Source organism: Herminiimonas sp. KBW02 (genome assembly GCF_003852535.1).
In the GTDB taxonomy this organism is placed as follows: domain Bacteria; phylum Pseudomonadota; class Gammaproteobacteria; order Burkholderiales; family Burkholderiaceae_D; genus Oxalicibacterium.
Genome location: NZ_QAJP01000002.1, coordinates 43,559 through 68,563, shown reverse-complemented (window position 1 = coordinate 68,563; position 25,005 = coordinate 43,559). Strand labels below are relative to the sequence as shown.

The following is a 25,005-nucleotide window of genomic DNA, read 5'->3' as shown; positions in this document are numbered from 1 at the left end:
GCGCTTACTGGAAGTCCCGACTGGAGATAGAGAGTTCGCCGAGTAGTTCGGAATGATCGACGATGCGTTTGGCGACCAGATGACGTACATCGTCTTTCGATTGCCAGATGCCGTAGACGGTCATTAATTGCGCATGCAGGATTTCCTTGCGCTGTTTGTCGACCAGATCGGGCCAGATGATGACGTTGGTGATGCCGGTTTCATCTTCCAGTGTGACGAACATGGTGCCTTTGGCGGTCGGTGGCCGTTGTCGCATCGTGACGATGCCGGTGGTGCGCGCCAGCTTGCGGTTGGCAAAGCCTTTCATTTCCAGTGCCGTCGACAAATTCATTTGCTTGAGTCGTGGTCGCAGCAATGCGAGCGGATGGCGCTGCAGGGTCAGGCCGGTGCTGGCATAGTCGGCGATGATTTCCTGGCCTTCGCTGGCTGGCGGCAGGATTAACGGCGCTTCCACTATCGGTGCATCGCGCAACAAGGCTGGCGGCGGCAGCATGCCGGCGACTTCCCATTTGGCCTGGCGACGATGACCGCTCAGCGCGAGCAGTGCGTTGGCACGTGCCAGTGCACTGAGCTCATGCTGATCCAGTGCGGCGCGACGTGCCAGATCATCGATATTGTTAAAGCTGCGACGCGCACGCGCTGCGACTATGCGCCCGGCTGCGGCCAGTGATAAGCCTTTGACCATATGCAAGCCAAGGCGTACTGCCGGATAGGGCGCGTGTATGTCTTCCATCGTTGAATCTGTTGCGCTGATCATGATGTCGACCGGACGTACCGGTACGCCATGGCGCTTCGCATCCTGCACCAGTTGCGACGCAGAATAAAATCCCATCGGTTGTGAGTTCAGCAGGGCCGCGAGGAAAGCCGCCGGTTCATGGCACTTGATCCATGCCGAGACATAGACCAGCAGCGCGAAACTGGCGGCATGCGATTCGGGGAAGCCGTATTCACCGAAGCCTTTGATTTGTTCGAACAGGCGGTCGGCGAAAGTCGGGTCGTAGCCATTTGCCGCGAGTCCGTCCTTGAGTTTTTTTTCGTGTTTTTCCAGATTGCCTTTGCGTTTCCATGCGGCCATCGAGCGCCGCAAATCATCCGCTTCACCGGCAGAGTATCCAGCCGCAAGTACCGCGATTTGCATGACCTGTTCCTGGAAGATGGGAACGCCACAAGTACGGGATAGCGCTTCTTCTATTTCATCACCGGGGTAAATAATGTCGTCCTTATTCATGCGCCGGTTCTTCAGGTAAGGATGCACCATGCCGCCTTGTATAGGCCCCGGCCTGACGATGGCGACCTGTATCACCAGGTCGTAGTAACAGGTCGGGCGCAGGCGCGGCAGCATCGACATTTGCGCGCGCGATTCGATCTGGAATACGCCTATGGTGTCGGCGGCGCAGATCATTTCGTAGGTGGCAGCGTCGTCATCATGGATGTCCTGTAGTTCGAAGTCAGTACCGCGCCGTTGACCTATCATCTTCAGCGCACGCTGTATCGCAGACAGCATGCCGAGCGCGAGTACATCGACTTTGAGCAAACCCAGGGCATCCAGATCGTCCTTGTCCCATTCAATGACGTTGCGGTCTTTCATTGCGGCATTTTCGATCGGTACCAGGCGCGCCAGACTATCGTGTGAGATGACAAAGCCACCGGTATGTTGTGACAGATGACGCGGAAAACCGATCAGGGTGTGCGTCAGCTCCACCAGTTTCTGTACGATAGGTGAGGCCGGATCAAAACCGTTTTCCTGCAGGCGATCTGCGCCGATTTGTTTGCCGTCCCACCATTTATGCGATTGCGACAGGCGATTGACCTGTTCAAAGTCCAGGCCCAGCGCCTTGCCGACATCTTTCATCGCCGAACGTGGGCGATAGGTGATCAGGGCTGCGGTTAATGCGGCACGATGACGGCCGTATTTGCCGTAAATGTATTGCATGACTTCTTCACGTCGCTGGTGCTCGAAATCGACATCAATGTCCGGCGGTTCATTGCGTTCACGTGAAATGAAACGTTCAAACAGGACGCTGCTGCGCGACGGATCGACTTCAGTGATGCCGAGGCAATAGCAGACGATGGAGTTGGCCGCCGAGCCGCGTCCCTGGCACAGGATGTCCCGGCTGCGGGCAAACTTGACGATGTCGTACACCGTGAGGAAGTAAGGCTCATAACGCAGTTCGTGGATCAGGCTGAGTTCATGTTCTATCTGTGTGCGTAGATGCTCAGGAAGGCCATTTTTGTAGCGTCTTTGCGTGGCACCTTCATACGTCAGACGGCGCAGATAGGCTGCCATCGTTACACCATCCGGGACGATCTCTTTCGGATATTGATAGCGGAGTTCTTCCAGCGAAAAAGTACAGAGCGCAGCCAACTTGAGTGTTTCTTCCAGCAAGGCTGCCGGATAAACCTGCGACAGCCGTAAACGCGAACGCAGATGCTGTTCGGCATTCGGCTGCAGCGCCATTCCGCATTCGGCTATCGATTTGCCTAGGCGCACTGCCGTCAGCGTGTCTTGCAAAGGTTTGCGTGAACGCACATGCATGAGCACATCGCCCATGGCCACCAATGACAGCGATTGTTGTGCCGCCACGTGCCTGAGTTGTGTCAGCCAGTGCTCATCACCTGACCAGTGCAGCAACTCAACAGCGATCCATGCACGCTTGCCGAATGTCTGTTTGAGCCATGCTGCCTGCTCGCTTAGTTCGTCAAGACTGACAGAACGTTGCGGCAGCAGGATGGCGAGGCAATCCGGTAAATGCATCAGATGCGCCGCGCTGTCATCAGGCTGTGCATCGAGGTCGCTGCGATAGAGGGTGTAGCTGCCTTTCGCGGCACGGCGTCGCGCCAGCGTGATCAGTTCGGATAAATTGCCATAGCCTGTTTTGTTGCGTGCGAGGAAGAGCAGCTTCGTGCCGCAAGCCAGTTTGATTTCGCTGCCTATGATCAGGTGCAGTTCGCGCTTCTTTGCTTCCACATGTGCGCGCACCACACCAGCCAGCGAGCATTCATCGGTAATGGCGAGGCTGCTGTAACCGAGGTCGCAGGAGCGTTCTACCAGTTCTTCCGGATGCGAAGCGCCATGCAGGAAGCTGAAGTTGGAGCGGCAATGCAATTCCGCATAGGAGGGCAGGCTGGGCAGCATGAGCTTCTGTGTCGCATATCAGGCGAATAAGCCATGCAGGAACCAGCCTGAACCGTGCGTACTGCTGGTGGTGCGCAAGCGGAAGATCCAGAGCAATACATGCTGTTCGTTTTGTGCAATGAAGTAATCGCGCGTGGCGAGTCCATCATCCCACCAGCCGGATTCTATGCGTTCCGGCCCGGTCAGCAAGGTCAGCGGACTTTGGTAAAAAGGCTTGTGTTGATGCGTGTGCAAGGCTAGCGGTTGCGGCAGCAGCCAGGTCGGTCGCACGCAATGGGGGTGTGTGTCAGCAACTTCATTGCGTGCATTGCGTCGTACAGCTTGTTGATGGCTGAGTACCTTGCTCATGACACTTTTTTCCGGCCTGTGATCGGCAAATACCGAGAGCTGGCGCACCGCGTCATTGCCGAGTCGGCTTTGCAGGCGTTCGACCAGACGTCCGGTATTTTCTGCATCCGAGGTCGGGGTCGGGAATAACTCGGTATTCGGTGCTGCCTGCGCGGTGATCTGATCTGCCTTCAGACTGATCTCGATAACGGGTGCAATCAAGTCGAGTTGCCCCATGCGTTCGCGTAACAAGAGCGCCAGATGATCGATGTCGCGACTCGGCATACCGAGCTGAATGCTGACGGCGGTGCTGCGATGATCGCGCTGCCGTGTCGATTCATGATGCAGGTGGAGTGTGATACCGGCGACTGCAGCATGACGTGCACTGAGCCATCCTGTCAGTTGCAGCAGCAAACGACGTGCGGCAAACAGCAGTGCTTCGGTATGTTCGACACGCGCCGGCAACTCCAGTTTGACGTCGAAGGTGGCGGGTGCTTCAAACCACTGGTGTGCCTCTGCTTCCGTGCCGTAAGCACGATCCAGTTCACTCAGCAGCGCCTGGCCGAAGCGACGCGCGACACCGGCTCGTGGCAATTGACGCAAGTCAGCGAGGCAGTGACAGCCTATGCCATCCAGCGTATCCAGATGCGCTTGCGCATGATCCAGCACATGCAAGGGAAGGGGATCGAGCGCAGCGCTGATGTCGCCATCATGTGCAAACACTTGTGTGATGCCTTCCGTTTGCGCCCGTAACCATGCTCCGCCTGCGGTAGCGGCACTGGCCAGGCGTGCATGCAGGCCGAGTTCCAGCAAGCCGCTGAGTAATTGTGTGGCGATGCGTTGGTGGCCGCCGAACAGGCGCAGGCTGGCACCGACTTCCAGCAGCAATCCGTCAGGACGCAAGACGACATGCGGGGTGAAGTGCAAACTCCACAGCGCGGCTTCTTCCAATGCTTTTGTTTCCTGCGCAGGATCGCGCAGCAATGATTGCAGGTCAGCCGCCAGCGCGCGTGCACTGGCTTCCGAACTGCCCGCGCGTATGCCTGCATCATCCGCCAGTTGATTGCACCAGCCTACGATGTTCCGTTCGCATATGACGATAGGGGTATGGTCATATGGATCCGGCTCGCAGGAGGTATGCCTAAGCCGGCAACGTAGCGCGGCGTCTAGCGGCAGTTGCGGCAAGTGTAGGGCGATCCACAGCATAGGTAGAAGTATCAGAAAAGGTTTTGCCTGACATGCGATGAGTGAGTGGCTGCCGCAGGATCTCAGGTATGGCCAGCGGCAGGATTAAGGGGGCGGCGTGTATGGGGCCACGCCGTTTGATGAGTTCAACCGACATGCGTCCGGCGGCGGCTGGCTGGCAGGCGATGCGCAGCGGTGCGGGTGACGAAGTGTCTTGCGTATTGAGCGGGCGAAAGACAAAGCTCAGGCCTTCACCACCAGCCGCTGCCAGTTGCAGGCGACGTAAATGATCAGTGCGGGCTTGCGGCAACCAGCACAGCAGCGCACCGAAGCTGGCGCTTTTCAAGGTTTGTTCTATGGCCCAGATACGATCAGCAGGCTTGTCGGTTTCGATCAGGATCAGTTTCTTTAAACGTATGCCCAGATCTTCCAGTGCGGCTGGGTAGGGTATATGTGGTGGCCCCAGCAGGATTACGGTTTTGTCGGCTTGCGTGAGACGTGCCAGCGCAGGTGCGAGCAAACGCAGCTCGCCTATGCCGGGCTGTGCCATGAGTAATTCAATCAATACAGAAGGTGGCCAGCCGCCGTTTGGTAATTCGCGATCCAGTGCCTGGTAGCCGGATGGAACCGGGGTTGAACGATAAGAACCCATCTGATCAGCGCGCCAGACGGCATCCGGCAGTGTGGACGGATGCTCGGGGGCGGCGACAGGTAGGGCAAAGGATCGGGATAAGTGCAGGGCGGCAGCCATACGACCTCCAAAGTATTGCTTGGCGATAAAGCTTTTATTGATTTACATGTGTCAATATACTGTATATATGTACAGTATAAAAGCTTTGGTCGAAAAGGTGCGGATTTATTTGCAGGGCTTGCCGGAATGCTATCGGCGGCGTTGCTTCCGGCTTGCGGATTCCACTTGGCAATATTTTTGCATCAGTTTTCCTGCGCGTTTTATGATGAGAGTCCGGTAACGTAACGACACGCAAACAGCTATCAATGAAACAGCAGCTCATTCAGCCTGTACTGACAGGCCCGACCGTAGAACTCCGTCCTTTGCAAAAAGAAGATGCCGCACAGCTGGTAAAGGCTGCGGCCGATGGCGAGTTATGGAATATGAAGGTGACCGTGATTCCGGGGCCGGACAGCGTAGATAAATACATTGCGACGGCGCTGGAAGGACGTGACAACGGCACCGTCATGCCTTACGTCATCATCCGCCGCGATACCGGACAGATCGTCGGCAGCACGCGTTTCTGGAAGGTAGACCTGGCGAACCGCAAGATGGAAATCGGTCACACCTGGTTAGGCAGTTCGACCCAGCGTTCCGGCATCAATACCGAAGCCAAGTATTTGCTGTTGACGCATGCCTTCGAAACCATGCAGGCGATACGCGTGCAATTCACGACGGATGAATTGAATGAGAAATCACGCGCGGCGATTTTGCGCATAGGCGCGAAGCAGGAGGGCATAGTCCGGCATGAACGCATCATGCCGGATGGCCGCAAGCGCAATTCGGTACGCTTCAGCATCATCGATACAGAGTGGAATGAGGTGAAGGCGATGCTGGCACAAAAGATGGTGCGCTAAGGCAGGCGCAGCAGTAAGCAGCCCAACCACAGACCTACCGCCAGCAAGAGCAGCGCCACCATGCGCTGCAGTTGCGCCACATTCAAGGCAGCCGCCGCACGTTGTCCGGCGAAAGAGCCGAGCAGCATCAGCACACCACAGATCAGTGCGAGTTTGATATCCAGCCGTCCTTCCAGCGCATGCACGGTACTGCTCGCGATGGCGATCGGAAACTGTATCGCCTGTGCTGCGACGACGGCGAAGGGCAGCGGCTGACGCATCAACATCAATAGCGGCAGGATCAGCACCGGGCCACCGGTGCCGGTCAGGGCCGAACCAAAGCCGATCACAGCGCCCAGCATAAGCAGGCTGTGCGTGCTGAGAAGGGCGGCCGGAGTTGCCGCGACATCGAGCGGGCGCAAACCGCGCCAGCCGGCAAATAAAACCAGCAACATCACACCAGACATCAGGCTGCCTGCGGATAAGAAGTGCACGGTCAGCGCACCACCGGCAGCACCTGGCAAAGCACCAGCCAGCAGCGGCAGGCAGCGTTGCAGCAATTCGGGTTGACGTCGCATCGGACGCAGGGCAACGAGGGCAGGCAGGGCAAAACTGAGGGAAGCGGCGGCTATCGCCTGCGGCAAGGGTATGCCGCCGAGATGCGTCAGGATCGGAACCAGCAGCACGCCGCCTATACCGCAAGCACCTATCAGTGCACCGGTCAGCAAGATGGCCGGCAGCATGAGTGCCGCGCTGGCCATACTTAGCATGTGATGCTGACTTTCATGCTGCTGGGGCGGCAGCTCGCTGGCACATTCTTGTGTGAAATCATCTATAGGATTATGCCAGAGACGGGCGCATTTACGTGAGCTGCACATGGCGCGCTGGTGATATTGCGCTGGCGATTTTTTCGTGTCAGCATGCATTGATGATCCCCTGTCTGGAAGTATCGGGGCTGTGCATTTTTTCTTATTTTTAAGTGTTTATGCGGACGATACTTTTTCTTGGGCTGAGCCTGGCAGCATCCTGCGCGTGGTCGCTGGATAACCATATCCAAAACTCACTGGGCATGAAATTCGTGCTGATCCCGCCCGGCGAGTTTGTCATGGGCAGCGATGAATCAGCCGAAGCGCTGGCGCAGCATTATCCGCAATACGATCACAAACGTTTCGTCGAACTGAGCGACGAAGGTCCGGCGCACAAGGTGCGTATTACCCATCCATTTTATTTAGGCCAGTACGAAGTGACGGTGGGCGAGTTCCGTCGCTTTGTCGAGGCTTCCGGCTACCTGCCTGAATCGGAAGCAGACGGCACTGGCGGCTATGGCTATAACCCGGATTATGATCCGGCCAAATCAAGCCGCGGCGATGCCTTTGAAGGACGCAATCAGAAGTATTCATGGCGCAATCCCGGCTTCCCGCAAGGCGAGCATCATCCGGTCGTGAATGTGACGTGGAACGATGCGGTGGCGATGTGCAAATGGCTGAGCAAGACGGAAGGCCGCACGTATCGCTTGCCGACTGAAGCGGAGTGGGAATACGCCGGGCGTGCCGGTACCCGTACCCGTTATTACAGCGGTGATGATCCGCAATCCCTGTTGAGTGCGGCGAATGTATTCGATACCGATGCCGCGAAGAACTGGCAGCAGTGGCGGAAATTTGCGCTGGACGGGCCGGATGGCTTTGCGTTTACCGCGCCGGTCGGCAGCTTCGCGCCAAACGCCTTCGGTTTGTACGACATCCACGGCAATGCCTGGGAATGGACGGCCGACTGGCATGACGATCGTTACTACAGCTATTCACCGGTAGATGATCCGCAAGGACCCACCACTGGCACGGTGCGCGTGCGACGTGGCGGCTCCTGGCATACCTGGTCTTTCTATGCGCGCTCGTCGTATCGCAACTGGAATTCGCAGGATACGCGTTACACATTGGTGGGCATGCGCTTGCTGCGTGAGGCGGATTAACAGCTGCGCTATATCAGCGGCTTCTGCGTTTGAGTTGTGCTTCCAGCGCATCGATACGCTCCAGCAAGTCCAGCGCCAGCGCGACCCCCGGCGTGTTGACTTCAAGGTCTTGCGTCAGGTGTTGTGCGACCCTCGCGCGGCGCAAGGCGGTGCCACTGAAACGCCATTCCTGCGGTCGCTGTCCGGCCGGTTCCAGCACACCTTCCACCACCCAGGCGGTGATCAGTTCCTGCGGCGCATTGCAGGCTTGCGACAGCTCGATCAGGGTAAGCGTCACATCATCATCAAGCAGCTGGCTTGCGCAATAAACACTTGTGGTCTGGTTCATGATGCGGCCTCCTTACAGCGATGCGCGTGGATTGAAATCAAAGGCTTGCTGCAGCGTGCGATAAGCTTCTTTCGCTGCTTCGCTGTCAGCTGGCGGCAAGGCGATATTCAGTACGACATACAGGTCGCCCGCTTCCTTGCCCGGGATACCCTTACCCTTGAGACGCAATTTGCGGCCCGAACTTGAGTTGGCCGGTATCGTCAATTCCACCGAGCCTTCCGGCGTCGGCACTGTGACGCTGGCGCCGAGTGCGGCTTCCCACGGTGCGAGCGGCAGGTCCAGATACACATCGCGGCCATCGACCCGATAGCGTGGATGCGGACGGAAGGCGATTTCGAGGTAGAGGTCACCCGCTTTGCCTTCACCTATACCTGCGCCGCCCTGGCCGGCAAGGCGCAAGGTTTGCCCGGCACGTATGCCTTTCGGAATGGTGACGCTGAGCGTGCGTTCGCGCGTGGTGACGTGGCCGTTTTCATCGACGACCGGCAGGCGCAACGAGATGCTGCGTTCGGCACCGCGATAGGCATCCTCCAGGTCGATCTGGACCTTGGCGTGATGGTCTTCGCCCTGTGCATGCATGGAACGTCTGTGGCTACGACCCCAACCGGTTTGCTGGCCAAACATTTGTTCGAAGTAATCGCCGAAGTCGCTGCTGTCGCCGAAGCCGGGATGACCGCCACGGCCGCTGAATTCAAAACCGGCATCGCCGTTAGGTGGCGGCTGGAAGTCCTGGCCGTTTTGCCAGTTGGCGCCGAGCTGATCGTAGGATGCGCGCTTCTCGGGATCTTTCAGGACTTTGTAGGCTTCGCCCATTTCCTTGAAGCGTGCTTCGGCATCGGCTTCCTTGCTGACATCGGGGTGAAATTTGCGCGCGAGTTTACGATATGCATTTTTGATTTCATCTTGCGTCGCATCGCGTTTTACACCCAGCGTTTCGTAGTAATCCTTGAATTTCATGGTTACGACCTCGCAACTTGTTCAGGGAAAAAACTGTGTCTGCTTATTCAGTCATCGTTTCAGTGATCGTTACAGCGTACTGTTAAATCATCGTGCCGAAGAAATCACCGATGACAGAGGTGACTATCATCGCCAGGGCACCCCAGAAACCGACCCGCAAGGCGGCTGGTAGTAATGGCGCACCACCAGCTTTGGCAGCCACAGTGCCGAGGCCGACCAGGAACAGCAACGAAGTCAGACCCAGTGCCGGAACCAGGATCGTTGCCGGCACCAGCAAGGCTGTCAGCAGCGGCAGTGCCGCACCCAGCGAGAAGGTGATAGCCGAAGTAATCGCTGCCTGCACCGGACGTGCCGCCGATGCTTCATGTATGCCCAGCTCGTCACGTGCATGCGCACTGAGTGCATCGTGCGCCATCAGTTGTTGCGCTACCTGTCTGGCCAGATCCGGAGTCAGGCCGCGCGCAACATATATCGATGCGAGTTCGCGGTGTTCGGCATCCGGCTTGTCCAATAATTCCTGCTGTTCACGATCCAGCTCTGCCTGCTCGGTATCGGCTTGCGAGCTGACGGATACGTATTCACCCGCGGCCATCGACATGGCACCTGCAACGAGTGCGGCGATGCCGGTCAGCAGCATTTCATTCCGGGCCAGATTGGCAGAAGCGACGCCCAGTAACAGGCAGGCAGTGGAGATGATGCCGTCGTTCGCACCGAGCACTGCCGCACGCAACCATCCTATGCGGCCATTAAAGTGTTTCTCGGAACGATGATCAGGCATGGACTAGCTCCGTGTTAAATAGTTGTTATGCATGGTAACGGGCGTAACAGCAGGGCGCAACAGCGATCTGACAGTAAGCATGATGGTGGCGGCGAGCGGCTGCTTCAAGTCTTGCAGACTGGCGCATTTTTGATCCACATCAATCCATTCTCATTTCGCTTTGCTACAGTCAGCCATCGCTATGAAAACGAAGGATGATTGTGTTGGATACCGACTTTCCTAAATTGAAACTGAAGAATAAATTGCTACTGCCTGTCGTGCAGGGCGGCATGGGCGTCGGTATTTCTGCAAATGGCCTGGCCGGTAGCGTTGCCCGGCTGGGTGCGATCGGCACCATTTCCAGCGTCGATCTGCGCCGTCATCATCCTGATCTGATGGCGCGGACCGATAAAACCCGCGACAAGGCCCTGATCAATGAAGCGAACCTGATTGCGCTGGATCGTGAGATACGTGCAGCGAAAGACATCGCAGCAGGCAATGGCGTGATTGCCGTGAATGTGATGCGCGCGGTTGCCGAGTATGCTGCTTATGTGCGGCAATCCTGTGAGAGTGGTGCTGATGCGATCGTGGTGGGTGCCGGTTTGCCTATGGATTTACCGGAACTGACGGCGGAATTCCCGGATGTCGCCCTGATACCAATTTTGTCCGATGCACGCGGGATCTCACTCATCCTGAAAAAATGGATGCGTCGCAAGCGTTTGCCGGATGCCATCGTTATCGAGAATCCGCAATACGCCGCCGGTCACCTCGGTGCCGCAGGACTGGATAGCGTCAATGATCCGCACTTTGCATTCTCCGTGGTGCTGGAAGAAACGCTGCAACTGTTCAAACAGCTCGGTCTCGAGAATGAAAATATCCCGCTGATTACCGCCGGTGGCATACACAGCCCGGAACAGGTACGTGAACTGTTTGCGCTGGGTGCGAGTGCAGTACAGCTTGGCACGCCGTTTGCCGTGAGTACGGAAGGTGATGCGCATATCAATTTCAAAAAAGTGCTGACGCAGGCACAACCTGAAGACATCGTGACCTTCATGAGTTGTGCTGGTTTGCCAGCGCGTGCAGTGAAGACGCAATGGCTGACCAACTATCTCGACAAGGAAGCCAAGCTGCAGGGCAAAGCCGGACCCAAGGAATGTACGGTCGGCTTCGATTGTCTGCATCAGTGTGGTTTGCGCGACGGTATCGCGAAAGCAGGGCAATTCTGTATCGATACCCAACTCGGCTTTGCGCTGAAGGGCGACGTAAAACGCGGCTTGTTTTTCCGTGGCTCGGAACGCCTGCCTTTTGGTAACGAAATCCGTCCGGTGCGTGAACTGATCGATTACCTCTTGAACGGCATCCTGCCTGCACCGCTGGTCAGCGTGTAAATTTTGCACAATCAGCATGCGTCACTCTTTGCCACAACGGGTGACGCAGATGCGCATCTGTTATATCCTCGACCACACTTAATCACGCTAGTCCGCAACCCAATGTTGGTTCCAGACAAGGATGGAGAGCATGCGCAAGTGGCACAAGGTATTACTGTCGGTGGCGGCGCTGGTGCTTGTGTTGGCGGCATGCGGCGGCTATGCGCTGCATAGACTGACCGACGGCGCACATCTGACCGGGCTGGCACGTAGCAGTCTCAAACAAAACTGGGATAGAGAACTGACTATAGGTGGCTTGTCGCTCGACTTGCTGCCCTATCCACGTTTGCGTGCCAGTGATGTACGCATCTCCAATCCGGACTGGACGCAGGACAAGTATTTGCTGCAGGCGGAAGATGTACGGGCACGCCTGGCGCTCGCTCCTTTGTTACGCGGCGATGTGGTGATCGAAGGTTTACTTATCAATGGTTTGACACTCAATCTGGAAGTGGCGGCAGACGGTCGTCGCAGCTGGGACTTGCCCGCCACGCGACAATTGCGTACTTCTCAATTCGATTTACTGGCCTTGCGTGCAGATGTCAGCAAGATCAATTTCCGTACACCTCAACATGAAATGAGAAGCTGGCAACTCGATACCTTGCGCGCGAAAGGCGCTAACGGTTTGCGCAATCTGGTATTCAGCGGACGCCTGGTGCGTGAACAATACACGGTGCAATTCAATGGCCAGCTTGATGACTTATCGGGTCTGGGTAAACCAGGTGCTGTCAGCAAGGGCATGCTGATCGTGCAGTCAGGTCAGGCGCAGGCCACGGTAACCGGTCAGTTGCCGCTGGATAGTGACTTGCAGGAATACGATGTTGCTGTCGCAGTTGAAGCGGAGTCGCTGCGGGAGTTGTATGGCTACTTGCAGATAAATCGTTCTTCTCCTGTACCACTGCAAGCCAGTGTACATATGCAGGCCAAAAAACAGCAGCATGCCTTTAAAGACCTGAAGCTGCAGTCGGGCAAACTGAAGCTGAGTGGTGCAGGGCAGTGGAATAAACAGAATGGCAGAACAAACCTGAATGCCAGCCTGCATGCCGATCACATCGATATGAAACAAACCTTTCTCGATATAGGGCAAGCGCCGCTGCCAGAGAAAAAAGAAGGTGAGTTGTTTCGTGATAAGCCGCTTGCGTGGCCGTTGTTAGCCCAAGTAAATGCAGTTGATGCCAAGGTGGCAGTTGCGATAGACAATCTGAAGCTGCGTTCTGGCGTGGAAGTCGATGACATCAAGGCCGAGCTGCGCCTGCATGACGATACGCTGGCCTTGCCTGAGTTCTCTGGCAAGCTGCTGGGTGGCAATGTGCATGGCGATATCGTACTGGAAGGAAAAAAGCAGGCCGTTAAACTCAATCTGCAACTCAACGATACCTCGCTGGGTGCGATGCTGAAGGCCAGCGGCAAGAAAATCGTCGTCAATGGCGGCGCCATGAAGGTGGATGCAAAGATCACGACGCACGGCAGTTCGATGAAAGATTTGGCGGCAGGATTGAACGGGCCGGTGGAGATACGGATAGGCAGCGCGCAAATCTTGTCACCTGCTGCCGGGCAGGCAGAATTCTGGCTGACTGGTTTGTTTTCGACCAAAGATTCCAAACGCATAGATATGGCCTGTGCCAGTGCGCGTCTGCCATTTATATCTGGTGTGGCGAAAGGCGAGGGCATAGTCGGCGCACGCAGTGATGCCAGTCAGTTGCTGACCAGCGGCCAGGTCAGTTTGCGTAATCAGACAGTTGATTTACGCGGGCGCGTCAGAGTGCGTTCCGGCTTCAGCCTGGGCATCTCCAATTTTTCGGATGAAGTAAAGATAGTCGGTGCACTCGGCAAGCCCGAGCTGAAGCTGGACGAGTCCGGCGCGCTGAGTGCCATTGCACGCATAGGTGCGGCTATTCTTACAAGCGGTGTAAGCATAGTCGCGACTTCGATCTGGGATGGTGCCAATCCCAAATCTGACCCTTGCCAGATTGTATTTTCTTCGCGCGCAGGTAAAAAGAAGTAAGGCTGCGGCCCTGGCCAGGGTCCCAAAGTACAAGAAAAAAGCTTAATAAATGGAATTGCAGCGCAACAAAAGCTATGATGGCGGCAGTTTTTGTTTCGTAATGGGGATGGCGATGGCCACAATCGACGATATCGTCAGCAAGCAGAAGGAGGGCGCGCAGTTTGTCGTGTCTGCGCAGATGCTGCGACTGGAACCTGAAGAGTTCGATACCCTGGTACAGGTCTGGCTGGAAGACGGCCCGCCCGGATTCGAGCTGGCTGGTGTGCCGCACCGTTGCTGCCGTGATGGTGAGTTTTTCATAGACCGGATTACCGTCAGAAAAATCACTACAGAAAAATAAAGCGAAACAAGCACTACAATCACGCTTTCTTTTATTTCCCGTGCTTACTTATTTGCACTATTAATCACACTATTTATCGTGTCCAATCGCTTGCCTGTATTACCGCAATACCTACTGCCAAAAAAGGCCCTGACCGCCTTTGCCGGGCTGGTCGCGGGCGCCAAAGCGGGACGTCTGACAACTGCGCTGATACGCTGGTTCGTCGGCAAATACAATGTGAACATGACGGAAGCGGCGAATCCGAATATCGCCAGCTACGCCAGTTTTAACGAATTTTTTACACGTGCCTTGCGCTCCGGCGCACGTCCATTGGCAGACGCCGATTTCATTTGTCCGGTCGATGGTGCGATCAGCCAGTTTGGCAAGATTGAACAAGACCAGATCTTCCAGGCCAAAGGCCATAGCTATTCAACGACCGCGCTGGTCGGCGGCAATGCCGAACTCGCTGCGCAATTCGAGAATGGTAGCTTTGCTACGCTGTATCTGAGTCCGCGTGATTATCACCGCATTCATATGCCGTGCGATGGTCGTTTGCTGCGCATGATTTATGTGCCGGGTACCTTGTTCTCGGTTAATCCGACTACGGCGCGTGGTGTACCGGGTTTGTTTGCCCGTAACGAGCGCGTGGTGTGTTTGTTTGAAGGTCCGTCCGGGCCGTTTGTGCTGACTCTGGTGGGTGCGACTATCGTCGGCAGTATGCAAACCGTATGGCATGGCGTGGTCAATCCGCCGCGCCTGGATGCGGTGCGTGAGTGGCATTACGACAAACAGTATTTACAGCTGAAAAAAGGCGAAGAGATGGGGCGCTTCCTGCTCGGCTCCACCGTCGTGATGCTGTTCCCCAAGGATGCCCTGGCCTTTACGGACAAGTGGCAACCAGCCGCTGCAGTCCGGCTTGGCGAAGTGATGGCAAACGGCGTACAACAGTCGGCTGATTCACCGCCTGAGCAGGCAGCGCAGAACTAATTAATCAGTTCTTCGCTGTACGCGTTTTCCGGGTTTGTTGAATTTGCTTTGTCCTAGTTGCCTTTGGAGGGGAATGGATGGTCTTCATCCACCAGCCCCTTGAGCTTCTCTTCATTCTTGACTTCATCCGATAGCAAGCTGTGATCCGGATGTTTGACCTTGCGCAGCTCTTCCACGCTACTCAGTTTGCCGCTTTGCTTTTCCTCGTCCTTGCTTTCGGTATTCCACGGCTGTGACATACAAATCTCCTTATCAGGGTAAACGCTACTGTTAGTGACCCGTGCGACTAACAGCTGTCGACAGGTCGATGCGAAACTTGCATGGAAACGAGCTCTGCCTGCTATGCTAGGCAGACCATAAACTGAACGACCAATTGTACTGCAACGACATGAGCTTCCTGCTGAATCTGATAGAACAATATGGACTGCTCTTTGTTTTCGGCAACGTCTTGCTGGAACAACTGGGGGCGCCGATACCCGCATATCCGACGCTGGTAATTACCGGCGCTTTGCTCGGCCGCGGCGAATATTCGGCTCCCATGCTGTTGTTGGTAGCAGTGATGGCTGCGCTGATTGCAGACTTTGCCTGGTATATGGCGGGACGTCGCTATGGCGGGCGCGTAATGGCGCGTCTGTGCAAGATTTCACTGTCGCCGGATTCTTGCGTGCGGCAGACCGAAGCCATGTATGTTCGCTACGGCCCTGCTTCCTTGCTGGTCGCCAAATTCATACCCGGCTTTGCTTCAGTCGCCAGTGCGCTGGCCGGTGCCATCGGTACACGCCCGGCCAAGTTCATTATTTATGACGCGCTGGGTGCAGCCCTGTGGTCAGGTTCCGCCATTTTCCTTGGTTCTTTATTCAGCTCCGCGGTGGCCGACTTGCTGGATATCCTGGCTAATCTGGGCAAGTGGGGCATCCTGCTGGTGGCGCTGGCGTTTGCCGTCTACCTTGCAAAAAAATGGTGGCAACGGCATAGTTTCCTGAAAGATTTGCGCATGGCGCGCATCACGGTTGATGAGCTGGACCAGTTGTTGAAGAATGGCAAGCCGCCGACAATTATCGATGTCCGTTCCGGTCTAGCGCAGCAAAGCGGAAAAATCCCGGGCGCGATGGTGCTATCCGATGATGACATCAGCGCGCTGGTCGTGAATACTGAGCTGGACTCGGAAGTCATCGTCTACTGCGCCTGCCCGAACGAGGCTTCTGCTGCACGTGTCGCGAAGAAACTGATGGCGCGTGGTTACCGTCGCGTGCGGCCATTAACTGGTGGTATAGATGCATGGGTTGCGGCCGGATATAACATAGACGAATTCGTCTGACTTCAGGATAGGATTTCATCGATGCTGATTCTTTTCTTCAAGGCGGCGATTCTGGTGCCTATCACCATGCTGCCCATCATTAATCCGTTTGGTAATGCCCCCGTGTTTGCCAGCCTGCTGGGCAATGTCAGCCGCGACGTGGAAAAGAAACTGGCGCGCCAGGTTGCTCTGAATTGCTTCTTCCTCTTGCTCGGCGCGATGTTTATCGGCTCGCATGTGCTGATGTTCTTCGGCATTTCGATTCCTATCGTACGCATCAGCGGTGGTTTGCTGGTTGCATTCACTGCGTGGAAGCTGCTCAACGATAACGGGCAGGATGCGATACGCACTCAGGTCGCGACCAATCCGATGGAGGCGTGGTCGGACGAAGAGTTCAAGGTGCGCAGCTTTTATCCGATCAGCTTTCCGCTCACAGTCGGCCCCGGTGCGATTGCGGCTTCGATTACGCTGGGTGCGAGTACACCGGCACGTTTGCTGGATCAGGTGATTTCACTCGGCAGCGCTGCGGTGGGTGCGGCGATGACGGCATTCGTGATCTGGCTTTGCTACAACTCGGCCAATAAGATGGTGAAGATGCTGGGCCGACTCGGCACCATGGTGATGCTGCGTTTGTCGGCCTTCATCCTGCTGTGTATCGGGGTAGAAATCTTCTGGACCGGCGTCATCGGTCTGCTGGTCGAGGCCGGAGTGGCGGTTAAGTAACTAACTGACTGTCTGCTCACAGTCACTCGGATATGCGTTGCTTGTATTCGGCTTCCAGCTGTGCGTGAGTGGCCCAGAACGGGCGCGGCTGCTGGCGGTTCAGGCGGTCTTCCAATATGCCCAGATGGATATGCCAGCCGCTGGAAACACTGACCATTTCATTGCGATTCGGCAGGCGGCTATGGGTCAGCGTGAGCAAGGTTTTATCGCCTTGCGCCTTGAGTTCAAAGCGTACCTCTGACGAACGACCATCGCGTTCATTCCACGTAAAGCTAAGCAGGTAAGGCGGTTCACAGGCGGTGACATGGCCATGTTGCCGGTGATTCGATTCATAAGGCAGGAAACGTTCCGGCGTCGCTTCGCTGGTCAGGTTCTTGAAGTTAAAAACGAGATCGGCCTGACCGCCCACATGCAAGCCCATGTCGCCGGAGGCCAGCCAGCTTGCACGTTTGTCTGATTGCGTCAGGTATTCCCATACGATATCGACGCTGGCCGGTAACAGCCTGGTCATGTGTACGGTGGTCTTGTCTGTTGCTACGCCATATTCGTCCATCACTTTCTCCTTTTCTTCGCCAGTAGTTCGCGTTCCAGCGCATCCAGGCGCTCAGTCCAGAAACCTTGATAAAAGCGCAGCCAGTCTTCGGCGGCAGCCAGTGGTGCAGCTTCCAGTGTGCAGACGTGCGTACGACCTTGCACGCTGCGACTGACCAGGCCGGCATGTTCCAGTGCTTTGACATGCTTGGACGCACCGGCGAACGACATCTCGAAAGGTGCAGCCAGCTCACCTATCGTGCGTTCACCGTCGGCCAGCAGGCGCAGCATCTGGCGTCGCGTCGGATCGCTCAGTGCATTGAAGATGGCATCGAGTTTTGCAGAATTTAATTCAACCATGTGGTTGAATATAGCATGGGAAAATTAAAAGTAAACCATTTGGTTTAATTATTTTTGTGTGCGGGGAGGACGGAAAGTACAGATCAGGCAGGTTTGCCGCGATGGAAAAACTGCTTGCATGCATGGCACATGCAAGCAGTTTGGTTTTACTTCAATACACCGTTGAGCAGGAGGAGGCCGGGCAGCCAGCCGGTGAAAATGCCGCACAGCAAGGCAACTACGCCGGTGATCTTGGCGATTTGCTTTTCAGCCACCAGCAGCAGGAAGAACATAAACCACAACACTGCCCACGCCGCCCAGCTCAGGCCGAACCAGGTGCCCCAGGTCGTGGTCGCGGTTTGCAGGGTTTCGATTGCGACCGGAATCGCAGTGATGGCAACGAACAGGCTGAACCAGCCGAGACCGCGTCCGTCGGCTCCGTTAAAGCGATTGATGGCGACCCAGAAGTAGGTGAAGGAAAACAGCAGGGTGAGTGCAGCGCCCTTGATCGATGCGGCATCGGCATTGGCACCGAAAGCCATTTGCAGCGAAATCAGTAAAGTGACGCCGCCGGAAAATATATTGATGACCCAGATTTCCCTGTCGCCTATGCGACCAAGTAGCCACAGGCCGTTGAGGCACAGTACTGCGCCCACATAAAGTAGTGAAAGACCTAATAGCATGGCATCTCCTTGATAAATGAAGCAGCGATTTTAATTATTCGGCACTCAAAAAGACATAGGAACTTCACATTGCGTGTAGCCGGCGCAGTCGTTGCAACTGCACCGGCGTTCCGCTCATGCCAGAACTGACTTCAGTGGCTGATCATCCATGGTCGTTTGCCGGCGAAAGCCTTGTTGCCATTCGGGGCGACGATGGTGGATTTACTCTTCTTGCCAGATGAAGAGCAGCAACTGCATCCGGAAGGATGCGCTTTGGATGCGTAGTTCTTGGAACTCATCGGTTCATGCGATGCTCTTTCGTTGGTGCTCATCGCATGTCGACGGGTTTCCGGCATCAGCGCCAGGCTGGGCGCGGACGACCAGGTACGGTCGGCCTGCGCTGTGCAGTGCGGGCAATCGATAGGATCGTTGCGCGCAGCGATAGTGCGCACCGCTTCGAAGAAACCGCAGTCCTTGCAGACGTAATCGTAGGTTGGCATGACTTTCTCCTATTACTTGAGATCGCGCGACAGAGGCATACCCATGCTTTTGAATTTCTGCACCACAGGGCCAGCAGAACTCGGGTTGATATCAAAGTCAAAAATTTGCGTCGGTAACCACAAGGTAGCGCAGGAGTTAGGAATATCAACCACGCCGCTGATGTGGCCTTGCACCGGAGCCGTACCCAGAATCGAGTATGCCTGCGCACCGGAGTAACCGAATTTCTTCAGGTACTCAATGGCGTTCAGACAAGCCTGGCGATAAGCCACGTTGACATCGAGGTAATGCTGCTTGCCGTGTTCATCGACCGAGATGCCTTCAAAGATCAGGTAGTCGTTGTAATGCGGTGTGATAGGACTAGGTTTGAAGATAGGATTCTTGATGCCATAGGTGGCCATGCCGCCTTTGATCACCGTGACCTTCATGTGTACCCAGCCTGCCATTTCGATCGCGCCGCAGAAGGTGATTTCGCCATCGCCCTGGCTAAAGTGCAAATCGCCGACCGACAAGCCAGCGCCTTTGACATAAACAGGGAAGAAGATTTTCGAACCGCGCGACAAATCCTTGATGTCGCAGTTACCGCCGTGTTCACGTGGCGGCACGGTACGTGCACCTTCTGCTGCCGCCTTGTCGCGTGCTGCACCTTTCATCTTGCCCATATGCGCAGTCGGTGCGAACGGTGCATTGGCTAGTGGCGGTACACGATCAGGTTCGGTTGCGATCAGACCGGTTTCACGCTTGTTCCATTCAGCCAGCAGTTTAGGATCTGGCAGACAGCCGATCAGGCCAGGGTGGATCAGGCCTGCGTAGTTCACGCCCGGCACGTGACGTGACGAGGTGAACATGCCTTTGATGTCCCAGATCGATTTTTGCGCTTCCGGGAAATGGTCAGTCAGGAAGCCGCCGCCGTTCTTCTTCGAGAAGAAGCCGTTGAAGCCCCACATCGATTCCTGCTTGGCACCGATGTCGAGTAATTCGACGACCAGCAGGTCGCCTGGTTCTGCTGTGTGTACGCCAACCGGGCCAGTCAGAAAGTGGACGGTGGTGAGATCGACGTCGCGGACGTCGTCGGCACTATCATTGTTCTTGATGTAGCCGCCGGTCCAGTCATATGTTTCGAGGATGAAGTCGTCGCCCGGGTTAACCCAGGTCGCCATAGGAATGTCCGAATGCCAGCGGTTATGGACATTTTCGTTATCGTAGGGTGATTGATCCAGATCTACTTTAATCAGGGTTTCAGCCATGATGTCTACCTCTCAAAGTTATGTTTGTATGGATGGAACCCGGATTCCCCGATGCTGACTATCCAGCGCGCGCGCACCTGGAGACTGCGATCCGAGCATTCCGAACTAGATAATGTATGGACTGTGCGTATATCCCAATACGTCAAACGGCGTACATGCAAAATTGCCGATGCTTCTGGTGGGATGGAAACTCACCTTGTGAAATATTTTCAATTCCTGTAATTTGAAAAAGCAGGCAGAATTTGCAGGAGACTATCGTTGACGATATTTGCGATATAAAAATCAAATAACGCGCATGGACGTGACGACCATTAAGAACAGGCTTGTATTGCGTCGCAGCATTTGCAGCCTATCCAATTCTTCATCGAGCTGATGGCCCAACAAAAAATCTTTCGCATACGTCGCGAGTACAACCGGTGGGTCGCCAATGAGTCGATTGAGGATTACGCATTGCGCTATACGCCGCGCCACTTCCGCAAATGGTCGGAGTGGCAGCTGGGCAATGCGGCTTTCGGCGCTGCATCTTTTCTCGCGCTGGAAGCGATAGGCGGTGCGATTGCACTGAACTACGGCTTCGCGAATGCGGTCACCGCCATCCTGACGGTGATGCTGATTACCTTCCTGACCGGTCTGCCTATCAGTTACTACGCGGCACGTTACGGCATTGATATGGATTTGCTGACGCGCGGCGCCGGTTTCGGCTATATGGGCTCGACCATCAGCTCACTGATCTACGCCAGCTTCACTATTATTTTCTTTGCGCTGGAGGCAGCGATACTCGCGGTCGCACTGCAGATGTGGATACAGTGGCCGCTATGGATCTGGTATGTGATTTGCGCACTATTTATAGTGCCGCTGGTGGCGCGCGGAATCACTTTGATTTCACGTTTGCAGATGTGGACGCAGCCGCTGTGGCTGGTCCTGCTGGTTGCGCCTTATATTGCCATCTATTGGAAGAAGCCCGAGGCCTACACCGAGTTCGCACAATTCGTCGGCGCCATTTCCAAAAGCAATAGCCTCGATCCCGTCATGTTCGGCGTGGCGGCGACGGTAGCGTTTTCACTGGTGGCACAAATCGGCGAGCAGGTCGACTTCCTGCGCTTCCTGCCGGAACGCACGCCGCAGAATCGTCGTCGCTGGTGGACTGCCATCATCGTCGCCGGCGCTGGCTGGATCATACCGGGTGGTTTGAAGATGCTGGGTGGCGCCTTCCTCGCTTACCTGGTGTTCCAGAGCGGTGTGCCTGCTGAAAATGCGATGGAGCCGACGCGCATGTATCTGCTTGGGTTCTCTTATCTGTTCAGCGACCCGGTATGGATATTGGCAATCACCTTGCTATTCGTCGTGGTGTCGCAGGTCAAGATCAATCTCACCAATGCTTACGCCGGTTCGCTGGCCTGGTCGAATTTCTTCGCACGCCTGACGCATAGCCATCCGGGGCGGGTGGTGTGGCTGGTCTTCAATTGCCTGCTGGCTTTGCTGTTGATGAACCTCGGTGTGTTCGCCGCACTGGAAAACGTACTCGGTTTATATAGCAATGTGGCAGTGGCATGGGTGGGGGCATTGGTCGCTGATCTGGTCATCAACAAACCGTTGGGCTGGAGCCCGAAAGGGATCGAATTCAAGCGTGCGCATTTGTACGACATTAATCCGGTCGGACTGGGCACTATGCTCTTGTCTGCCAGCATAGGTATCGCTGCTTTCTCTGGTGTGTGGGGGCACCAGGTCGCGGCCTTTTCGCCATTCGTGACACTGGGTATGGCCTTCATCGTTTCACCTTTGCTGGCATGGATGACGCGCGGTCGCTACTATCTGGCGCGGCGTCCGACAGCGGTTGGTTTGCCGGGGCAGGCGGTGAAATGCGGCGTCTGCGATAACAGCTTTGAATCGGAAGATATGGCGCATTGCCCGGCATATGGTGCGTCTATCTGTTCGCTTTGCTGCACGCTGGAATCGCGCTGTCATGATTTATGCAAAAAGGAATCGCGTACTGCGGAACAGGCGCAGCAACTGCTGTCGGCTTTGTTGCCGAATGCCTTGTCGCACCTGGTTAATCGACGCGTCGGTAATTACATGGTGGTGGTGTTGTCTCTGTGCGCAGTGGGTGCTGCGGCATTGGGGCTGGTGTATGCACAGGAAATTTCTTCGCTCGCTACATTGCATGATCGCATGCTGCTCGACAGCATCTTCATCAAGATATCTGCGGTGCTGCTGATCATCGTTGCTGTTTCCAGCTGGTGGGTGGTGCTGGGTAGCGAAGGACGCCACCTGGCACAGGATGATCTGAACCGGCAAAACGAATTGCTGACGCAAGAGATCGATGCCCATCAACGCACCGATGCCGCCTTGCAAAGTGCGAAGGAAGCCGCTGAGTCGGCGAACCAGGCGAAGACGCGTTACGTGGCTGGTATCTCGCACGAACTGCGTTCGCCATTGAACAGCATCCTCGGCTATTCACAAATCCTGCTGAAGAATGAACAGCTGGATGCCGCACCGCGTACCGCGATCCAGACCATACAGCGCAGCGGCGAACATTTGCTCGGACTGGTGGATGAGTTGCTGGATCTGGCACGCATAGAAGCGGATCGCATGCGGCTGGAGCCGACACCGATTTTATTTGCGGCATTCCTTGATGATTTGCTCAGCATGGTACGACCGCAGGCAGAAGCCAAAGGCTTGCGCTTGCAATATACGCATGGTGGTGATTTACCGCATTACGTGCTGGCTGACGGCAAGCGTTTGCGGCAGATATTGATTAACTTGCTGACAAATGCGCTGCGCTTTACCGATACCGGTTCCGTGACGCTACATGTCGAATGTACCAGTGCGTCTATGCGCTTCGATGTGATTGATACCGGGATCGGGATTGCGGTACAGGACAGGCAACGCATCTTCCAGCCGTTTGAACGTGGCGCGGCAGGGCGCTTACGTGGCGAACCGGGAGCCGGTCTGGGACTGGCGATTACGGAAAAACTAATCCTGATGATGAACGGTAGCCTGAATCTGATCAGTACGCAGGGGCAGGGTAGTACCTTTGTTGTACGCCTGCCGCTGATGGAAATCAATGCCTTTGAAGCCTTGCCGCAACGTGATGTGATCGGCCATACCGGTGCCATGCGTACCTTGCTGGTAGTGGATGATCAACCGGTGCAGAGACATATGCTGAGCGGCATGCTGATTCCGCTGGGTTTCAATGTGCGCGAAGCAGCGAGTGGGCATGAGTGTATTGATTTGCTGCGCGATTTTGTGCCGGATGCCATCCTGCTGGATATCGGCATGGATGGCATGGACGGCTGGGAAACGGCGCGTCATGTGCGCGCCTTCAGCGGTACCAGTATTCCGATTATTTTTGTATCAGCGGATTTATTTGAGAACGATCAGGAAAAATTACGCGCTGCCGGATGCCAGGATTTTGTCGGCAAGCCGGTGCTGGAATCGGAGCTGATGCTGGCCTTGCAAAGACAGCTGGGACTGGAGTGGATTTATGCCAGTGCGCCACCGGTCGTCCCTGTCACCGAAGCTTTGCCAGAAAGCTTGTGCTTTAAGCAAGCTGCGATAGGGCAACTATTGCAATTGACGCGCATGGGCCACGTCGCCGGTTTGCGCCGCGCGCTGGATCGCCTGTCGATGACGGATGATGCCGCAATCGTGGCATCCTGCAACGTAGTAAGATCGTTGCTGGACCGTTTTGAGTTGGGCGCATTGGAGAATGCATTAATGGAGAATGAACGTGTCGCATCACCTGATTGATAATCCTGATGACCGTCCGGTGGTATTGCTGGTTGACGATGCACCGAGCAGCCTCGGCGTACTGTGCGAAACCCTGGAGGATGCCGGTTATACCGTGCTGGTGGCCTGCGATGGTGATACCGCCTTGCGTCGCCTGAGCCTGGTCACGCCGGACGTGATCCTGATGGACGCGGTGATGCCCGGCATCTCCGGCTTTGATGCCTGCCGTCGTATCAAGGCGGATCTTACTACCAAACATATCCCTGTCATCTTCATGACCGGTTTGTCTGATACCTCACATGTGCTGGAAGGTTTCGCCGCTGGCGGTGTGGACTACGTGGTCAAACCGGTACGCGCACCGGAAGTGCTGGCGCGCCTGCATACGCATTTGGGCAACGCACGTATGGCACGCTTCGCGCTGGATGCGATAGATGTATCCGGCCTGGGCGTCATCATGCTGAACAACGAAGGTAGTATTTCCTGGTGCTCGCCATGCGCGCGCCAGTTGCTGACGCAGTTCGGCATCAATCCAGATGCGCTGACGGTACCGCAATCATGGTGGAAAGGTAGCAGTGGCATGGAGCTGGTGGCACCTGTTACCGAACCTGCAGGCGCCAGCCTGCTGGTGCGCAATATGGGTGCGGCAGGTATGGATGAAATCATGTTGCTGATTGAACTCAGCGGTAGTCATGCATTACCAGGTGGACGCCTGGCCAGCGCGGCACTCACGCCGCGCGAAACAGAAGTATTGTCGTGGCTGGCCAAGGGTAAAACCAATCGTGATATCGGGGAAATCCTCAAGATGAGCCCACGCACCGTGAGCAAGCATCTCGAACATATATTTGAAAAACTGGGAGTGGAAACACGCTCTGCAGCAGCGGCGATGGCCAGCGCACAGGAAAGTGCCGACACGCGCCTCGGTTCACCGAAGTGGCCGCATTAACTTTAGCGATGTAAATGTCGGATGAGCGGAGCCGTGGCGGGCGGAGGCCTGCATGTCTTCATACAGGCGCTCCTTCAGA

23 protein-coding genes are annotated in these 25,005 nt (G+C 55.8%); 10 read left to right on the top strand and 13 right to left on the bottom strand.

All coding sequences use genetic code 11. The features are described 5' to 3' along the window. Positions 1-4: 4 nt before the first annotated feature. Genes DBR37_RS00845 through imuA form a run of 3 tightly spaced genes read right to left on the bottom strand, consistent with a single transcriptional unit; the run spans position 5 to position 5,399 of the window. Entirely contained in the window at positions 5-3,136 is a 3,132-nt protein-coding gene (locus tag DBR37_RS00845; RefSeq protein WP_124572410.1) for an error-prone DNA polymerase, read from the bottom strand. 18 nt (positions 3,137-3,154) lie between these two features. Beyond that, positions 3,155-4,669: a DNA polymerase Y family protein gene (locus DBR37_RS00840; RefSeq protein WP_124572409.1), complete on the bottom strand. Its 1,515-nt coding sequence runs from the start codon at positions 4,667-4,669 to the stop codon at positions 3,155-3,157. Then, positions 4,605-5,399, bottom strand: a complete 795-nt coding sequence (imuA, locus tag DBR37_RS00835; RefSeq protein ID WP_124572408.1) for a translesion DNA synthesis-associated protein ImuA — start codon at positions 5,397-5,399, stop codon at positions 4,605-4,607. Before imuA ends, DBR37_RS00840 begins: the two co-directional genes overlap by 65 nt. 245 nt (positions 5,400-5,644) lie before the next feature. Between imuA and DBR37_RS00830 the strand changes: the two genes are divergently transcribed. Continuing rightward, complete coding sequence (locus DBR37_RS00830; protein WP_124572407.1) at positions 5,645-6,235, top strand: GNAT family N-acetyltransferase; 591 nt, start codon at positions 5,645-5,647, stop codon at positions 6,233-6,235. Here DBR37_RS00830 and DBR37_RS00825 read toward each other — a convergent pair. After that, positions 6,232-6,984 (bottom strand): sulfite exporter TauE/SafE family protein, encoded by a 753-nt coding sequence (locus DBR37_RS00825; protein ID WP_124572406.1) that lies wholly within the window; start codon positions 6,982-6,984, stop codon positions 6,232-6,234. The genes DBR37_RS00830 and DBR37_RS00825 overlap by 4 nt on opposite strands. Positions 6,985-7,199: 215 nt before the next feature. Here DBR37_RS00825 and DBR37_RS00820 point away from each other — a divergent pair, with 215 nt between their 5' ends. Then, on the top strand, positions 7,200-8,180 hold the full coding sequence (locus DBR37_RS00820; protein WP_124572405.1) for a formylglycine-generating enzyme family protein: 981 nt from the start codon (positions 7,200-7,202) through the stop codon (positions 8,178-8,180). Positions 8,181-8,193: 13 nt separating this feature from the next. Here DBR37_RS00820 and DBR37_RS00815 read toward each other — a convergent pair whose 3' ends face one another. From DBR37_RS00815 to DBR37_RS00805, 3 genes are all read right to left on the bottom strand, one after another. Next, complete coding sequence (locus DBR37_RS00815; RefSeq protein ID WP_124572404.1) at positions 8,194-8,508, bottom strand: chaperone modulator CbpM; 315 nt, start codon at positions 8,506-8,508, stop codon at positions 8,194-8,196. A 12-nt stretch (positions 8,509-8,520) separates the two neighbouring features. Next, positions 8,521-9,465, bottom strand: a complete 945-nt coding sequence (locus DBR37_RS00810; RefSeq protein WP_124572403.1) for a DnaJ C-terminal domain-containing protein — start codon at positions 9,463-9,465, stop codon at positions 8,521-8,523. Between the two features lie 82 nt (positions 9,466-9,547). Then, complete coding sequence (locus DBR37_RS00805; protein WP_124572402.1) at positions 9,548-10,243, bottom strand: VIT family protein; 696 nt, start codon at positions 10,241-10,243, stop codon at positions 9,548-9,550. Positions 10,244-10,437: 194 nt separating this feature from the next. Here DBR37_RS00805 and DBR37_RS00800 point away from each other — a divergent pair, with 194 nt between their 5' ends. The 4 genes from DBR37_RS00800 to asd all read left to right on the top strand — a co-directional run bounded on the left by DBR37_RS00800 (position 10,438) and on the right by asd (position 14,957). Beyond that, on the top strand, positions 10,438-11,610 hold the full coding sequence (locus tag DBR37_RS00800; RefSeq protein WP_124572401.1) for a nitronate monooxygenase family protein: 1,173 nt from the start codon (positions 10,438-10,440) through the stop codon (positions 11,608-11,610). Between the two features lie 130 nt (positions 11,611-11,740). Then, positions 11,741-13,651, top strand: coding sequence for an AsmA family protein (locus DBR37_RS00795; RefSeq protein WP_124572400.1), 1,911 nt, complete (start codon positions 11,741-11,743; stop codon positions 13,649-13,651). Between the two features lie 112 nt (positions 13,652-13,763). Then, entirely contained in the window at positions 13,764-13,991 is a 228-nt protein-coding gene (locus DBR37_RS00790; protein ID WP_124572399.1) for a hypothetical protein, read from the top strand. A 78-nt stretch (positions 13,992-14,069) separates the two neighbouring features. After that, on the top strand, positions 14,070-14,957 hold the full coding sequence (asd, locus tag DBR37_RS00785) for an archaetidylserine decarboxylase (protein WP_124572398.1): 888 nt from the start codon (positions 14,070-14,072) through the stop codon (positions 14,955-14,957). A gap of 53 nt (positions 14,958-15,010) precedes the next feature. Here the strand turns inward: asd and DBR37_RS00780 are convergent, their stop codons facing one another. Further along, complete coding sequence (locus DBR37_RS00780; RefSeq protein WP_124572397.1) at positions 15,011-15,196, bottom strand: hypothetical protein; 186 nt, start codon at positions 15,194-15,196, stop codon at positions 15,011-15,013. 149 nt (positions 15,197-15,345) lie between these two features. Here DBR37_RS00780 and DBR37_RS00775 point away from each other — a divergent pair, with 149 nt between their 5' ends. Further along, on the top strand, positions 15,346-16,275 hold the full coding sequence (locus DBR37_RS00775; protein WP_124572396.1) for a DedA family protein/thiosulfate sulfurtransferase GlpE: 930 nt from the start codon (positions 15,346-15,348) through the stop codon (positions 16,273-16,275). A 21-nt stretch (positions 16,276-16,296) separates the two neighbouring features. Beyond that, entirely contained in the window at positions 16,297-16,977 is a 681-nt protein-coding gene (locus DBR37_RS00770) for a MarC family protein (RefSeq protein ID WP_124572395.1), read from the top strand. Between the two features lie 22 nt (positions 16,978-16,999). On the opposite strand, the gene DBR37_RS00765 is transcribed toward DBR37_RS00770, so the two are convergent. The 5 genes from DBR37_RS00765 to fmdA all read right to left on the bottom strand — a co-directional run bounded on the left by DBR37_RS00765 (position 17,000) and on the right by fmdA (position 20,254). Next, positions 17,000-17,530, bottom strand: coding sequence for an SRPBCC family protein (locus tag DBR37_RS00765; RefSeq protein WP_124572394.1), 531 nt, complete (start codon positions 17,528-17,530; stop codon positions 17,000-17,002). Beyond that, positions 17,530-17,868 carry a helix-turn-helix transcriptional regulator gene (locus tag DBR37_RS00760; protein WP_124572393.1) on the bottom strand — a complete coding sequence of 113 codons (339 nt, stop codon included), beginning with the start codon at positions 17,866-17,868 and terminating at the stop codon, positions 17,530-17,532. Before DBR37_RS00760 ends, DBR37_RS00765 begins: the two co-directional genes overlap by 1 nt. 146 nt (positions 17,869-18,014) lie before the next feature. Then, entirely contained in the window at positions 18,015-18,530 is a 516-nt protein-coding gene (locus DBR37_RS00755; protein WP_124572392.1) for an AmiS/UreI family transporter, read from the bottom strand. Between the two features lie 131 nt (positions 18,531-18,661). Then, positions 18,662-19,009, bottom strand: a complete 348-nt coding sequence (locus DBR37_RS00750; RefSeq protein WP_124572391.1) for a zinc ribbon domain-containing protein — start codon at positions 19,007-19,009, stop codon at positions 18,662-18,664. 12 nt (positions 19,010-19,021) lie between these two features. Further along, positions 19,022-20,254: a formamidase gene (gene fmdA / locus DBR37_RS00745; protein WP_124572390.1), complete on the bottom strand. Its 1,233-nt coding sequence runs from the start codon at positions 20,252-20,254 to the stop codon at positions 19,022-19,024. 372 nt (positions 20,255-20,626) lie between these two features. On the opposite strand from fmdA, the gene DBR37_RS00740 reads away from it, so the two are divergent. Both DBR37_RS00740 and DBR37_RS00735 read left to right on the top strand, forming a co-directional pair. Continuing rightward, positions 20,627-24,004, top strand: coding sequence for an ATP-binding protein (locus DBR37_RS00740; RefSeq protein ID WP_124572389.1), 3,378 nt, complete (start codon positions 20,627-20,629; stop codon positions 24,002-24,004). Then, the gene (locus tag DBR37_RS00735) at positions 23,979-24,926 is read left to right on the top strand and encodes a response regulator transcription factor (RefSeq protein ID WP_124572388.1); all 948 of its coding nucleotides are present in this window, start codon (positions 23,979-23,981) and stop codon (positions 24,924-24,926) included. Before DBR37_RS00740 ends, DBR37_RS00735 begins: the two co-directional genes overlap by 26 nt. The last annotated feature ends 79 nt before the right edge of the window (positions 24,927-25,005 follow it).

Excerpts from the sequence above, each read along its gene's own strand:
- DBR37_RS00800 (WP_124572401.1), top strand. The coding sequence starts at position 10,438 with ATGATTGTGTTGGATACCGACTTTCCTAAATTGAAACTGAAGAATAAA.
- DBR37_RS00755 (WP_124572392.1), bottom strand. The coding sequence starts at position 18,530 with ATGCTATTAGGTCTTTCACTACTTTATGTGGGCGCAGTACTGTGCCTC.
- DBR37_RS00840 (WP_124572409.1), bottom strand. The coding sequence starts at position 4,669 with ATGCTGTGGATCGCCCTACACTTGCCGCAACTGCCGCTAGACGCCGCG.
- DBR37_RS00790 (WP_124572399.1), top strand. The coding sequence starts at position 13,764 with ATGGCCACAATCGACGATATCGTCAGCAAGCAGAAGGAGGGCGCGCAG.
- fmdA (WP_124572390.1), bottom strand. The coding sequence starts at position 20,254 with ATGGCTGAAACCCTGATTAAAGTAGATCTGGATCAATCACCCTACGAT.
- DBR37_RS00805 (WP_124572402.1), bottom strand. The coding sequence starts at position 10,243 with ATGCCTGATCATCGTTCCGAGAAACACTTTAATGGCCGCATAGGATGG.
- DBR37_RS00825 (WP_124572406.1), bottom strand. The coding sequence starts at position 6,984 with ATGCTAAGTATGGCCAGCGCGGCACTCATGCTGCCGGCCATCTTGCTG.
- DBR37_RS00750 (WP_124572391.1), bottom strand. The coding sequence starts at position 19,009 with ATGCCAACCTACGATTACGTCTGCAAGGACTGCGGTTTCTTCGAAGCG.
- DBR37_RS00740 (WP_124572389.1), top strand. The coding sequence starts at position 20,627 with ATGGCCCAACAAAAAATCTTTCGCATACGTCGCGAGTACAACCGGTGG.
- DBR37_RS00735 (WP_124572388.1), top strand. The coding sequence starts at position 23,979 with ATGAACGTGTCGCATCACCTGATTGATAATCCTGATGACCGTCCGGTG.
- DBR37_RS00845 (WP_124572410.1), bottom strand. The coding sequence starts at position 3,136 with ATGCTGCCCAGCCTGCCCTCCTATGCGGAATTGCATTGCCGCTCCAAC.
- DBR37_RS00780 (WP_124572397.1), bottom strand. The coding sequence starts at position 15,196 with ATGTCACAGCCGTGGAATACCGAAAGCAAGGACGAGGAAAAGCAAAGC.
- imuA (WP_124572408.1), bottom strand. The coding sequence starts at position 5,399 with ATGGCTGCCGCCCTGCACTTATCCCGATCCTTTGCCCTACCTGTCGCC.
- DBR37_RS00770 (WP_124572395.1), top strand. The coding sequence starts at position 16,297 with ATGCTGATTCTTTTCTTCAAGGCGGCGATTCTGGTGCCTATCACCATG.
- DBR37_RS00815 (WP_124572404.1), bottom strand. The coding sequence starts at position 8,508 with ATGAACCAGACCACAAGTGTTTATTGCGCAAGCCAGCTGCTTGATGAT.
- DBR37_RS00775 (WP_124572396.1), top strand. The coding sequence starts at position 15,346 with ATGAGCTTCCTGCTGAATCTGATAGAACAATATGGACTGCTCTTTGTT.
- DBR37_RS00820 (WP_124572405.1), top strand. The coding sequence starts at position 7,200 with ATGCGGACGATACTTTTTCTTGGGCTGAGCCTGGCAGCATCCTGCGCG.
- DBR37_RS00765 (WP_124572394.1), bottom strand. The coding sequence starts at position 17,530 with ATGGACGAATATGGCGTAGCAACAGACAAGACCACCGTACACATGACC.
- DBR37_RS00810 (WP_124572403.1), bottom strand. The coding sequence starts at position 9,465 with ATGAAATTCAAGGATTACTACGAAACGCTGGGTGTAAAACGCGATGCG.
- DBR37_RS00830 (WP_124572407.1), top strand. The coding sequence starts at position 5,645 with ATGAAACAGCAGCTCATTCAGCCTGTACTGACAGGCCCGACCGTAGAA.
- DBR37_RS00760 (WP_124572393.1), bottom strand. The coding sequence starts at position 17,868 with ATGGTTGAATTAAATTCTGCAAAACTCGATGCCATCTTCAATGCACTG.
- DBR37_RS00795 (WP_124572400.1), top strand. The coding sequence starts at position 11,741 with ATGCGCAAGTGGCACAAGGTATTACTGTCGGTGGCGGCGCTGGTGCTT.